Source organism: Arthrobacter sp. NPDC093128 (assembly GCF_040683875.1).
Taxonomy (GTDB): domain Bacteria; phylum Actinomycetota; class Actinomycetes; order Actinomycetales; family Micrococcaceae; genus Arthrobacter.
The window spans coordinates 16,736-28,891 of the sequence record NZ_JBFBEY010000004.1 but is presented as its reverse complement, the minus strand read 5'-3'; the positions used below and the strand labels follow the sequence as shown (position 1 = coordinate 28,891).

General features: G+C 65.5%; 12 protein-coding genes and 2 riboswitches. Of the genes, 3 read left to right on the top strand and 9 right to left on the bottom strand.

What is annotated here, in order from left to right:
- Positions 1–56: 56 nt before the first annotated feature.
- From AB0N24_RS05870 to AB0N24_RS05845, 6 genes are all read right to left on the bottom strand, one after another.
- Complete coding sequence (locus AB0N24_RS05870; protein ID WP_364121715.1) at positions 57–674, bottom strand: NTP transferase domain-containing protein; 618 nt, start codon at positions 672–674, stop codon at positions 57–59.
- Between the two features lie 47 nt (positions 675–721).
- Positions 722–1,222: an HNH endonuclease gene (locus AB0N24_RS05865; RefSeq protein WP_364121712.1), complete on the bottom strand. Its 501-nt coding sequence runs from the start codon at positions 1,220–1,222 to the stop codon at positions 722–724.
- 222 nt (positions 1,223–1,444) lie between these two features.
- Positions 1,445–2,200, bottom strand: a complete 756-nt coding sequence (locus tag AB0N24_RS05860) for an NlpC/P60 family protein (protein WP_364121709.1) — start codon at positions 2,198–2,200, stop codon at positions 1,445–1,447.
- Between the two features lie 138 nt (positions 2,201–2,338).
- Positions 2,339–3,001 carry a C40 family peptidase gene (locus tag AB0N24_RS05855; protein ID WP_181038839.1) on the bottom strand — a complete coding sequence of 221 codons (663 nt, stop codon included), beginning with the start codon at positions 2,999–3,001 and terminating at the stop codon, positions 2,339–2,341.
- Positions 3,002–3,071: 70 nt separating this feature from the next.
- Positions 3,072–3,265: riboswitch (cyclic di-AMP (ydaO/yuaA leader) on the bottom strand.
- 114 nt (positions 3,266–3,379) lie between these two features.
- Positions 3,380–4,207 carry a M23 family metallopeptidase gene (locus AB0N24_RS05850; RefSeq protein WP_364121706.1) on the bottom strand — a complete coding sequence of 276 codons (828 nt, stop codon included), beginning with the start codon at positions 4,205–4,207 and terminating at the stop codon, positions 3,380–3,382.
- Positions 4,208–4,210: 3 nt separating this feature from the next.
- A riboswitch (cyclic di-AMP (ydaO/yuaA leader) is annotated at positions 4,211–4,454 on the bottom strand.
- 110 nt (positions 4,455–4,564) lie between these two features.
- Positions 4,565–5,260 (bottom strand): metal-dependent transcriptional regulator, encoded by a 696-nt coding sequence (locus AB0N24_RS05845; protein WP_104173688.1) that lies wholly within the window; start codon positions 5,258–5,260, stop codon positions 4,565–4,567.
- A gap of 379 nt (positions 5,261–5,639) precedes the next feature.
- On the opposite strand from AB0N24_RS05845, the gene serC reads away from it, so the two are divergent.
- Positions 5,640–6,770 carry a phosphoserine transaminase gene (serC, locus tag AB0N24_RS05840; RefSeq protein WP_364121704.1) on the top strand — a complete coding sequence of 377 codons (1,131 nt, stop codon included), beginning with the start codon at positions 5,640–5,642 and terminating at the stop codon, positions 6,768–6,770.
- Positions 6,771–6,793: 23 nt separating this feature from the next.
- On the opposite strand, the gene AB0N24_RS05835 is transcribed toward serC, so the two are convergent.
- The 3 genes from AB0N24_RS05835 to AB0N24_RS05825 are packed head-to-tail and all read right to left on the bottom strand — an operon-like array spanning position 6,794 to position 9,203.
- Positions 6,794–8,143 (bottom strand): MFS transporter, encoded by a 1,350-nt coding sequence (locus tag AB0N24_RS05835; protein WP_364122376.1) that lies wholly within the window; start codon positions 8,141–8,143, stop codon positions 6,794–6,796.
- A gap of 44 nt (positions 8,144–8,187) precedes the next feature.
- The gene (locus AB0N24_RS05830; RefSeq protein WP_364121701.1) at positions 8,188–8,811 is read right to left on the bottom strand and encodes a DUF3027 domain-containing protein; all 624 of its coding nucleotides are present in this window, start codon (positions 8,809–8,811) and stop codon (positions 8,188–8,190) included.
- 8 nt (positions 8,812–8,819) lie between these two features.
- Positions 8,820–9,203 carry a cold shock domain-containing protein gene (locus tag AB0N24_RS05825; protein WP_011690655.1) on the bottom strand — a complete coding sequence of 128 codons (384 nt, stop codon included), beginning with the start codon at positions 9,201–9,203 and terminating at the stop codon, positions 8,820–8,822.
- Positions 9,204–9,387: 184 nt separating this feature from the next.
- On the opposite strand from AB0N24_RS05825, the gene AB0N24_RS05820 reads away from it, so the two are divergent.
- Both AB0N24_RS05820 and AB0N24_RS05815 read left to right on the top strand, forming a co-directional pair.
- Entirely contained in the window at positions 9,388–9,621 is a 234-nt protein-coding gene (locus tag AB0N24_RS05820; protein ID WP_214950357.1) for a hypothetical protein, read from the top strand.
- Positions 9,622–9,631: 10 nt separating this feature from the next.
- Positions 9,632–12,136: a helicase-associated domain-containing protein gene (locus AB0N24_RS05815; RefSeq protein ID WP_364121697.1), complete on the top strand. Its 2,505-nt coding sequence runs from the start codon at positions 9,632–9,634 to the stop codon at positions 12,134–12,136.
- The last annotated feature ends 20 nt before the right edge of the window (positions 12,137–12,156 follow it).

The following is a 12,156-nucleotide window of genomic DNA, read 5'->3' as shown; positions in this document are numbered from 1 at the left end:
CCTCCATACTCAAATTCAGTTGCGGTGCCACTGCACGGTCCCCCACCAACGGTGGATCATGACCCCTGGCGGGACACCCCTAGCGCGGTGGCATCGTCCCACGTGTCCACGTCATCCGTGGCGCCGGCAGGGACAGTAACAGCCCGCACGTCAAGCCTAGCAAGGAGGGCGAAGACTGATGCCCCTGTGAGCCCACCGCCCTTCTCCATTTCGTCCACCGCACGTTCTAGCGCAGCTGTGCCATAAAAGCCGGCAAGCGGCTGTTTGCGGCCATCCGGAGAAACCGCCATGACTCCTTCGGATTCGGTGGCATTCCGGCTGTCATGGGCCAGGGCGGCCTGCAGGGCGGCAACGGCCTGATCCGCTTTGGGCATGTCGCAGGCCAGGATCAGCGTCAACGCCGCCCGGAGCGGGCCACGCGAGCGGTCAAGGGACGCCAAACCTGCAGCGATCGCCGCCGCAGGTCCCGCGAACGCCGGCTCCTCGCGGCACGTCAGTACGCCCGGTGGCAACGCGCCCGGGTCAGGTCCCACCACTACCGTGGCGGCCGCACCGGCGGATGCTGCCAGCGACAGCGCCAGGAGGGTGGCGCCGTCGTACACGAGCTGGGACTTGGGCACGCCGCCCAGGCGCGATGAACGCCCGCCGGCCAGAATCAAGGCATCAAACTCCACATGGCCAGCCTAGCCCCGGACACTTGGCCCGGTGCAGACGTGACGCCTCAAGCGGCGGATTCGGGCAGAAGGAAAGGGTCCCACGCTGGCGTGGGCTTCTCCAGCTCCTTGATCTGCCAGATGGTGCCGTGCGGAGGCGCCGGTACGAACCGGAGCTTCCAGCCCATCTCGGCCGGCGTGTGGTCACCCTTAACGTTGTTGCACCGCAGGCAGGCGGCCACCAGGTTTTCCCAGGAGTCCGCACCGCCCCGCGATTTCGGGTGGACGTGATCAATGGTGTGTGCTGCCTTACCGCAATAGGCGCAGCGGTGGCCGTCACGGCGCAGCACGCCCCGGCGGCTCACAGCCGTGGTTGTGTTGTACCGGGGCCGGATGTAGCGGTTGAGGAGAATCACGGACGGGCGGCCCAGGATCTCCTGCGGCCCAACGACAGGATCGTCGCCTTCGGCCACCACGCTTGCTTTTCCGGTCAGCACAAGAACCAGCGCCCGGCGGAAGGTCACAACCGCCAGCGGTTCATATCCAGCATTAAGAACGAGAGTGCGCATGCACATACCTCTTCACGGCCGCACCCGTCAGGGGCTCGAGGGCCGGCTGCCCTCTGCTTGTCCGGGCTATGGATCGACAACACAAGAGTAAACACTCAAGTGCCCGATCACCGAATCGGGCCTTTACCACACACTGCGTGTCGGTAAAAATTCACCTGCCGGGAACGCAGAAGAACCCCTGCCGATGGCAGGGGTTCTTCTGGAAGTCGCTAGCCGGAGGCTTTAGCCGCCAACGCGGATGAAGACCGGGCCGGAGCCGACGTTGACGCTGAACAGGGAGGTGGTTCCACCGTTCCAGCCGCCGTGCACGGCCTGGCCGTTGCCGACGTATACAGCGATGTGGGCCATGCCCATGCCGCCGTTTTCGTAGTAGGCCAGGTCGCCCGGCTGTGCCTCGGCTGCACTCACGGTGCGGCCCAGGGACAGGTAACCTGCCGGCCAGCCGTGGTAGTTGATGCCCACAGCAGCAAGCGCGTTCGTGGCCAGGGCGGTGCAGTCCTGGGAAACACCGAGCTGGGCGTAAGCGGCTGCTGCAATGGAAGCACCGTTTCCGCTGGCGGCGGCAGGCGCGGCGGGAGCTGCCGGGGCGGACACAGTTGCCGCAACGCCTGCGGGAGCGGCCTCGGGAGCAGCTTCCTGAACCTCGACGACCGGCTTCGGAGCCTCAACGACCGGGGCCGGGGTGGTGGAAACAGCCGGCTTCTCGAAGGAGATGGCGATGCTGGAAGCGGCCGAGATGTTGGCCGGAGCGGAAGACTGAACCTCCAGGGTGGAAGCGGAGGTTGCTTCGCGCTGAACGTTGGTGTCGGCAGCGTTGGCTGCGATACCGCTCGTCAGGACCAGACCGGAAGCAGCAGCGATAACCGCAGCCTGACGGCCCATGCCACCGGCGTTGTCGCCGACGGCCTTGGCAATGACAGCAAGCGAGTTGGTTTTGGTAACCTCGGCGCGGTGCCGTGCGATGGCACGAGTAGTCATTATTTCTCTCTTTCGTTTTCCTCAGACTGCGTGGCAGGCCGTGGTTTTTGGACGCTCCGGCATCTTGGGGGTAAGCCGGAACGGCCCGAACGGGTTTTTAGCGAAGTACGCGCGCTTCAGCGAAGGGAAGCGCGTGTTTTAGCGAAGCGTGTAGAACGCAGACGTGCCCGTGGCGGACACGGCGTGCAGGATGGTGCCCTGCGACGGGTTCAGTGCGCTGATCATCATGCCGTTGCCGACGTAGATGCCAACGTGAGCGCCGCCGTTTTGCATGACCAGGTCGCCAGGCGCCGGGGTGGCGGTAGGCGTCATGGCGTTCCATGCGTTGGTGCGGGGGATGCTGATGCCGGCCTGGGCGTAGACCCACTGGGTGAAGCCTGAGCAGTCCCAGCCGCTGGGGGTGGTGCCGCCCCAGACGTAGGGGCTGCCGATCCCGGTGTAGGCGATCGCGGCGAGGCCCGATGCGGCAGCGGAGGAAACGGCGTCGGCGAGCTTGCCGGCTTTCGCTTCTCCGTCAGCCTCAGTTGAATCTGAACCGGTCGACTGAGCCCGTACGGTTTCAACCTTGGGCGCTGCCTTCGTGGTCACTGCCGGACGCTCGAAGGAGATAGTCGCTGTCGGTTCCGCGGTAACGGCCAGCTGGGCCGACTGTGAGCCGGACTCCGTGGAAGCGGACACTCCCAGGTTGGTGTCTGCGGCGTTTGCCGGCATACCAACGCTGAGGATCAGTCCGGACGCGGCTGCAATGACAGCCGCCTGGCGACCTACGGTCCCGGCGTTGGCAGTAACAGCCTTGGACACGGAGTTCAACGGGTTCGTACGAACCGTTTGCGCACGGTGGCGCGCAGAATTGTGACGTGTAGACACGAAGGTAGCCTCTCCCAATGCCTACGAGGTGAGCTGTCGGATTCGGATGGGAGTCACCCGGCCACTCCGCTTCCTGGGAAGCTTTGCGACTTAACCCCAAGGTCTTCTTGCGAAGACCAAAATTGGTTCCCCCGCCTCTGCCAGACGATGTAATGCGAACGGACCTTGAGCGGTGGCAGAGTTAGGCAATCCACTCAAGAGCGCCAACTTCGGAAAAGTTGGCGTGCTTTAGACGGTACAGGAATTCCGCGTGAATGTCACATTCAGGTCACGGCATGTCACAGGAATGCGAGAGTGTTCCATCGGATTGGATCAGAGCCAGCCGGTGGGGTCAACGACTTCGCCGTTGACCATCACTTCAAAATGGAGGTGGCAGCCGGTGGAGGCGCCGGTGGTTCCGCTGAGGGCCACAACGTCGCCACGGCTGACCTTCTGGCCTACCTGGACGTTGGACGAGGACAAGTGGTTGTACGTGGTCTCCAGGCCGTTGCCGTGGTCAATCACCACGCGGTTTCCGCCGCCGTAGGGGTGCCATCCGGTGAACGTCACCGTTCCGCTGGCCGCGGCCATAACACTTGTGCCGCACTGGGCCGCATAGTCCTGCCCGCGGTGGAATTCGCCGGTGCCGCCGGTGATCGGGCTGACACGAAAGCCGAAGGGGGATGCGGAAACCATCTGCGCCAGCGGTGCTCCGAGGCTTCCGGTGGATGCTGCACGGGTAATGGTGCCGGCGGACTGCGCGCTCAGCAGCTGCTTGAGCTTGCCGTCGGGATCGCCCTTGGTGGCGATATAGGTCCGGTTGAAGTCGATTTTGGCGCCTGCAGCCGCGGAAACCTCAGGCTGCGCCGTTACAGATGCGGCGGCCGCGGACGTGTTTCCGGTGTCCGCTGTGCTCATCATGGGTCCGGTTGACGGGACGGTCACAGTGAGGACCAGTCCGGTGGCGGCCAGGGCAATGCCGGCCTTCTGACCCACACCGCTCGCGGAAGCGAACTCCGTGACCTGACTGAACAGGCTCCGGCGCCGGCGCGCATCACGATGTGCATCGCGTGGCCTGACCGTCATAACGGCTTCGGCCACGGGGTACTCCGAAGCGGGACCAGTCGCCCTGCGGCGGCCCCTGACGGTCTGCGTGGTCAAGAAATATCCTCTCTGGATAGCCTGCGGAGTTAGCTGTCGGATTCGGGTCAGAGAGATCAAAGACCCGGTCCGCCAATGCAAGGCATCCGGCACAGGGGTATCCCTAAGGATTCCTTCGTCGGAGATGACTTGCCGCTGACGGACTTCACCCCAAGGCCGCTTTTCAACGGCCGGTTGTGGTTCCCCCGCCTCTGCCAGGAGGTGTTTCGTACGCTGATCCGCTGGCAGAGCTCGGCTTCGGATCAGGTAACGCTTTAGTATCGGCGCTAGTCCCCAACTATAGGTGATTAATCAGCGCGGTAATAATTCCGTTATCTACGTCTCAGTGAGTTGTAGGTGGTCCTATGAGGTGTGCGGTTAGCTGACGGTAACAAACACGTGGGCCGCAACTTCCGGCGGCAGCTCGAGGGCGCCTTCGATTTCAGGCACGCGCACCGAGATGTACTCCCCTACCCGCTCCAGGGCGAGCGTCGCGCCCGGCCGGATTCCGCCTTCATCGAGCTGGACCAGCAGCTCCGGTTCAACCTGGATGGGTTCGGCCAGACGGCTGACGGTGATGCGCGAGTCGGCCCCGTACCCGGTCATCGCGTCGAGCAGGTTCACCACACCGTCGGTGAACAGAGGAGCCGGTTGGCCGCCAAGCGCCGCCAGGCCGGGAATGGGATTGCCGTAGGGGGAAACCGTGGGGTGGTTCAGGAGTTCGAAGATGCGCCGTTCAACGCGCTCGCTCATGACATGTTCCCAGCGGCAGGCTTCGTCGTGGACATACGCCCAGTCCAGGCCGATGACGTCAGCCAAGAGCCGTTCCGCCAGCCTGTGCTTGCGCATGACTTCGGTGGCCCGTTTCCGGCCGGTTTCCGTGAGCTCAAGGTGCCGGTCGCCGGAAACAACCACCAGCCCGTCGCGCTCCATCCGGCCGATGGTCTGCGAAACGGTGGGCCCTGAGTGGCGCAGCCGTTCGGCAATCCGGGCGCGGAGAGCCACGATGTTCTCTTCCTCAAGCTCCAAGATTGTCCGAAGATACATCTCCGTGGTGTCGATCAGATCCGTCATCCAGCTCAGCTCCTCGAGCACAGTCCTTGCGTCAGTCCCACCGTACCGCGCGGAGGCGTTCTCCGTCGGTCTCGTCAAGTGGATCTGCATCCACCGATCAGCCTTGGGAACAGCCCTCGGGGATCAGCCCGGCCGGCGTCGCGGCCCGCTGTACGTCAAGGTCAAGCCTAGCCTATTTTGAATTACTCCGGATAATCCGCCGCAGTACAGCCGGCGCAACTGAAGTGCGCCGACCGCCGGGATGTCTCAGTGACTGGACTATGACGGGTGCCGTTCCGTCCCCCGCAGGCACGTCAGGCAGAATATAGGGGATTCCTCCGGCAGGAACCCGTGTACTGCCGGGCCTCTCCCACGTCCACGCCGAAAAATTGGAGCCATCGTGAGCGACACCAGCATCACTATCCCCGCCAACCTCCTGCCCAAGGACGGACGGTTCGGCGCCGGGCCTTCAAAGGTCCGCCCGGAGCAGATCGAGGCACTTTCCGCCGCGTCCGCCACGTTGCTGGGCACCTCCCACCGCCAGGCCCCGGTGAAGAACCTCGTGGGATCGGTCCGCAACGGCCTCAGCGAATTTTTCCGCGCGCCGGAGGGCTACGAGGTCGTTCTTGGCGTGGGTGGCTCCACCGCGTTCTGGGACATCGCGGCGTTCGGCCTGGTGGACAGCAAGGCCCAGCACCTTTCCTTCGGCGAGTTCGGCTCCAAGTTCGCCTCCGCCACGAACAAGGCTCCGTTCCTGGACGCCTCCTCCATCCTCAAGGCCGAGCCCGGGACACGGCCCACAGCCCAGGCAGAAGCGGGCGTGGACGTGTACGCCTGGCCGCAGAACGAAACGTCCACAGGTGTGGCTGCCCCGGTCAAGCGGGTTGCCGGTGCGGACGAGGGATCGCTGGTGCTGGTGGATGCCACGTCCGCCGCGGGCGGCCTGGATGTGGATGTCTCAGAAGCCGACGTATACTACTTTGCGCCGCAGAAGAACTTCGCGTCCGACGGCGGCCTGTGGCTGGGCCTCTTCTCCCCCGCCGCGCTGGAGCGTGCCGCGAGGATCAAGGAAAGCGGCCGGTGGATCCCGGACTTCCTGGACCTGCAGACCGCCATTGACAACTCCCGCCTGAACCAGACGTACAACACCCCGGCGCTGGCTACCCTGGTGACGCTGGACGCGCAGGTGCAGTGGCTGAACGCCAGCGGCGGCCTCGATTTTGCCGCTGCCCGCACCGCCGATTCAGCCGGACGCATCTATTCCTGGGCCGAGGCCTCCGAGTACGCCACGCCGTTTGTCACCAAGGCCGAAGACCGCTCAAACGTGATCGCCACGATCGATTTCGACGAGTCGATTGATGCCGCGGCCATCGCCAAGGTCCTCCGCGCCAACGGGATTGTGGACACGGAGCCTTACCGCAAGCTGGGGCGCAACCAGCTGCGCATCGCCACCTTCGTTGCGATCGAGCCGGACGACATCTCGGCCCTCCTGTCCAGCATCGACTACGTAGTGGGCGAACTGCGGAAGTAACGCATCAGCTGACGCTGACCCCGTTAGCGTTCGACGGCGTCGTCCGGGTTTTGCTCCCGGACGGCGCCTTCTTCTTTGCCTTCTTGTCTTTCCGCTTCGCTGGTGTGGCCGGACGCGCCGGATACCAGTCGGAAATACCGCATCCCCCGGGCCCGTCGGTTGAAGCCCAGCCTCAGCTGCTTTGCCCGGATGATCCACACCATTCCGATCAGCGCGGCCAACAGCCCGGAAACCGCTGCCACGGACATGGACCAGCGCGGGCCTGCAACGTTGGCCACCCAGCCGACCAGGGGCGCCCCGATGGGGGTTCCGCCCATGAAGATGGCCATGTAGAGGGCCATCACACGGCCGCGCATGACCGGGTCCGTGGTGGTCTGCACGTAGCCGTTCGCGCTGGTCATCATCGTGATGGCAAAGAGGCCCACCGGCACCAGGGCCACGCCGAACCAGAAGTAGCTGGGTGCCAGGGCCGCCAGCCCTGACGTGACGCCGAACGCGCCGGCTGCTCCGAAAATGATCCGCAGCCGTGGCCTGCTTCGGCCGGCGGACAGCAGCGCTCCGGCCACGGAGCCGATGGCCATGATGGAGTTCATCAGCCCGAAGGCACCGGCGTCCAAACCGAACTCTGTACCCACCATGGCCGCGATGAACAGGACAAAGTTCAGGCCGAGGGTGCCCACAATGAATACGGCCACGAGGACCACCACGATGTCCGGGCGGAACCGCACGTAACGAAGTCCTTCACGGATCCTCCCCTTGCCGGGAGCCGCGCGGGGAAGGAGGCGCAGGGATGAAGCAGGAATCTTCCACAGGCTGAACAGGAGGGCCAGGAACGTGGTGGTGTTGATCAGGAAAACCCATCCCGGTCCGACGGCCACCGTCAGCACGCCGGCCACCGCGGGTCCGATCATCCTGGCGACGTTGAAGGAGGCACTGTTGAGTGCCACCGCGTTGGGCAGGTAGTCGTCCCGCACCAACTCGGAGACGAAGGTCTGCCGCACGGGTGCGTCCAGGGCGGAAACAAGGCCCAGGAGCAGGGCAAAAGCGTAGACATGCCACAGCTGCCCGGCGCCGAGGACCACCAGGAGGCCCAGCCCGGTGCTCAGCAGCGCCATGGTGGACTGGGTCAGCACCAGGAGGTGCCGCCGGTTGAAGCGGTCCGCCACCAGGCCGGCCACGGGCGCCAGGAAGAGCTGCGGCCCCAGCTGCAGGGCCATGGTGATGCCCATGGCCCCCGCGTCATGATCTGTCAGATGGTCAAAGACCAGCCAGTCCTGGGCGGTGCGCTGCATCCAGGTCCCGATATTGGATATCAGGGCACCAACGAACCAGAGCCGGTAGTTGAGGATATGCAGGGACTTGAAGGTGGACATCATCGCCGGCCTCCGTGTTGCCTGGTCCCCGTTATTTCAGCTGGCTAGTCAGCCTCGCGGAGCGATTGGCCAGCGTCTGATTCCACGTGGCCGGCGTCAGGTCGGTCGTCGGATTCCTCTTCCGCGCCGCCGTCGGAAACGGCATCCTCGTCGTCGTCGGAAACGGCATCCTCGCCCATCAGGTCCGGGGCCGTATCGTCCGCGGTTGCGTCGTCCGCAGCGTCCGCGGCGATCCCGTCGACGGCTGCGCCGGCGTCCGCAGTTTCGGCGTCCGCAATTTCATCATCCTGGGCATCTTCGGGGCGAACCCGTTCTGCCCACGGCACCCATTCCGGCGCAAGGATTGAATCCTCCGAGGGCAACAGGCCGAGTTCGTTCACCGTGATGACCTTGGAACGTGAGTTGCGTGTGAGCACCGCGTACCACTGCCACCCCTGGTACCCGGCCAGCAGGGACTCAAAGAGATGCGTGACAACACGGTCCCCCTCGGTCTTCGCACCCAGGTGCCGTCCGATCTGCGAGGCCGGGGCGATGCCCTCAACCGCAGTCCGGGCAAAGTCGGCGGCTGCAGCGAGCACGGCATCCGGCTTGCCGGTGCGCCATACGGGGACGCCGGCACGGGGCCTTGAGGCCGGTTTGGGGGCGCCCTGATCAGGTTCGGAAGTCATACGGATGCCTAAGCGTCCAGCTCGTCGGCAACCTTACGGAGGGCGGCGGCAATCGCCTTGGCCTTGTTGCCTTCCGGGTACTTTCCGGCGGACAGCGTTCCGGACAGGTTATCCAGCACGGTCACCAGGTCCTGGACCAGGGGGGCCAGGTCCTTGGCGCTGGGACGCTTTGCCTTGGCGATGGACGGTGTCTTGTCCAGCACGCGCAACCCGAGCGCTTGTGCGCCCTTGCGACCGTCAGCCACGCCAAACTCCACCCGGGTGCCGGCCTTGAGCTCCGTTACGCCCTCGGGCAGGGCGGATTTGGGCAGGAATACTTCCTGGCCGTCCTCGCCCGCGAGGAATCCGAAGCCTTTTTCCTTGTCATACCACTTGACCTTGCCGGTAGGCACGTAATCAACCTTCTTCGTTCTGGACTTCCTGTGACACGGCCGGCGGCCACCGCATCCGCATTGATATGCGGGTTCAGGGTATGGCTGCCTGGACCATGTTGGTCTGTATCTTCAAGGTTATCCTGCCGGGACCCGGTTTCCCGCTTTGCGGCACGGGCACGGCCGGGCTGTTAGCGTTACTTCCATGACACCCTCCCGCTACCGGCGGCCACTGATGATAGTTGCGGCGGTCATTGCCGTTTTTTCCCTGGCCGCCGTGGGCGCCGTCATGGCCATTGCCTTTGCCGGCAGCGCAGCCCCGGTGTGGGTCACGTCCTTTGCCCTGTACGGCCTGCCGCTGGCATTCCTCCTGATGATTATCCTGGTGATCGACGGCGTTGCCGCCCGGCGCCGGGCAGGAAAGTCCGGCGGGCGGTAACGTTGAACTGATGTCCCTTATTCGCGCGCTCAGCAAGGAATTGGAGGCACGCAGCGATGACTCGTTGCGGGCCTTGTTCTCCGCGCGGCCGGACCTCATCTCACCGAACGTTCCGGACTTCCCGGCCCTGGCGGCCCGGGCCAGCGCACGAGTCAGTGTGCAACGGGCGCTGGAGCGGCTGAACCGGCCCCAGATGCAGGTCCTGGAGACCCTTCACCTTTGCACCAACACGGACACTGCCCACAGCGCTTCGGCTGCGGGGCTGAAGAAACTGGTCCACGGCGCGTCGCTTTCCGCCATTGAACGGATCCTGCATTCCCTTGAGGAACTGGCCCTGGTGCACCGTGCCGATCCCCCGCACGGCGCCGCGCTGCCTGCCGGTCCCCGCCAACGGTTCTATCTTCCGGTGGGAAGCCTTCGGGACGTCGTGGGAATTTATCCGGCCGGGCTGGGCCGTAGCTACACGGAGCTGGTCCGGCTCCAGCCGGCCTTCGCCCAGCGCGTGGTGCAACTCGTAGCCGAGCTGCACCACAGCGGTGCCGCCATCCATCCCGCAACAACGCCCATGGAAGCCGCCCTGGCGCTGCAGCACTGGACGGCCACGCCGGAGGCGCTGAACCGGATCCTCGCCACGGCCCCGGAGCGGACCACCGGGCTTCTGGCACGCTTCGGGAACTGGGCCATGGGCGCGGTCCCCCAGGCGCAACGGCGCGCTTCGGTCCTTAACGAAGGTTCCGACGTCGGCCCGGTGGACTGGCTCCTGGCGAGGGGCCTGCTGGTCCCGCTGGACGCCGCGCACGTGGAGTTGCCGCACAGCGTGGGCATCTCGCTCCGCGGCGGAGCCGTGATCGAGGATTTCACCCTGACTCCCCCTGTCCCCAGGCTTGGACAGACCACGGCGGCACTGCGGCGCAATGCCGCCTTGGGCGCCATCGCAGAAACCCTCCGGCTGACAGGCGACCTCCTGTACTGCGTGCGCGAGCAGCCGCTCGTGACATTGCGGAGCGGCGGCGTCGGGGTGCGCGAGATGAAGCGGCTGGCCGACTCGCTCCGGATCGAACTGCACGACGCCGGCCTGCTGGTGGAGCTCTGCGCCCTCGCCGGACTCGTCCGGCTTGACGTTGACAGCTCCGCCTGGGTCCAGCCAGAGCAGCTGGAGTGGCTTACGCTGCCGCGGCAGGAGCAGTGGCTGTGGCTGGTCAATGCCTGGCTGGCCAGCGAGCGCGCCCCGTCGCTGGTGGGGCAGCCCATCACCGGCCCCGGCGCGGGCCCCGCCCCGCATCGTGCAGCGGCCGGCACCACCATCAACGCACTGTCCGCTGAAGCCCAGCGGCCCGACGCCCCAGTGGTCCGGAAACGGATTCTGGAGATCCTGAACGAACTTACGCTTGAGGCGGCCGAGGCGGATGGCAAGGCGCCGGTCCTTGACGCCGCGGCGGTGCTGCAACGCGCCGAGTGGACCCAGCCGCGCATGGCCAGGCGTTTTAGTTCGCTGATCCGCGGTGTCCTCGCCGAAGCCGAAATGCTCGGCCTCATCGGTTCGGGTGCGCTCAGCCAGCTGGGCTCGGCCATAGCCGCCGAGCGTCCGGATGAGGCTTTGGACATCCTGGGAGAGCATCTGCCGGCCGCACTCAACCACGTCCTGCTGCAGGCCGACCTTACCGCTGTGGCGCCGGGATACCTGGCACCTGAGCTGAGCGAAAAGCTCCTGATGATGGCCGACGCCGAGGGCCAGGGTCCGGCCACTATCTACCGCTTCTCGGTGGCCTCGATCCGTCGCGCCCTCGACGCCGGCCACGACGCCGCCAGTTTGTTGGGCTTCCTGCGCGAGCATTCGGCCACTGTGGTGCCGCAGCCGCTTGAGTACCTCGTGGAGGACACCGCGGCGCGTCACGGCAGGCTCCGGGTGGGTGGCGCCTCCAGTTTTATCCAGAGCGACGATGAGGACGCCCTGCTGGAGCTGGTCAAGGAATCCGGCGCGTCCGGGCTGGGGCTGGTACGCATCGCGCCCACGGTCCTCATATCCCGCGCGGGGCCCAAGGAAACCGCCCAGGTTTTGCGTGCCCTGGGATTGTCGCCGGCCGTCGAGGAACCGGAATCAGCGCTGGTCCGGCTGCGCCGCACCACTGCCGTTCCGGGCAGCGGGCGCCCGGTATACAGCGCGCCGCGGACGGCGCCTCCGGAGGCCGACGTCGACGCCCAGCTGGCGATTCTCCGCAGCCACAAGGGCCCCCACGGCGGGAACGGCAACGGGAGCCACCGCCCGCCGGCCGGATCAACGGGTGAGGAAGCAACGCAGCTCGGGCTCGAAACCCTGCAGAAGGCCATCCGGCTCCGGCAGTCCGTAGTGATGAACGTTGTGGACAGCCAGGGGAATTCCAGCCGGGAAACGGTTGTTCCGGTGTCTGTGACCGGAGGACGGGTCAGGGTGTTCGACCCCGCCCGCGAAACCGAGCGGGTGCTCTCCATTCACCGGATCATCGATATTGAGGCGGAAGAGGAATTCCAGCAGTGACCAGCATCCACCCGACCGGG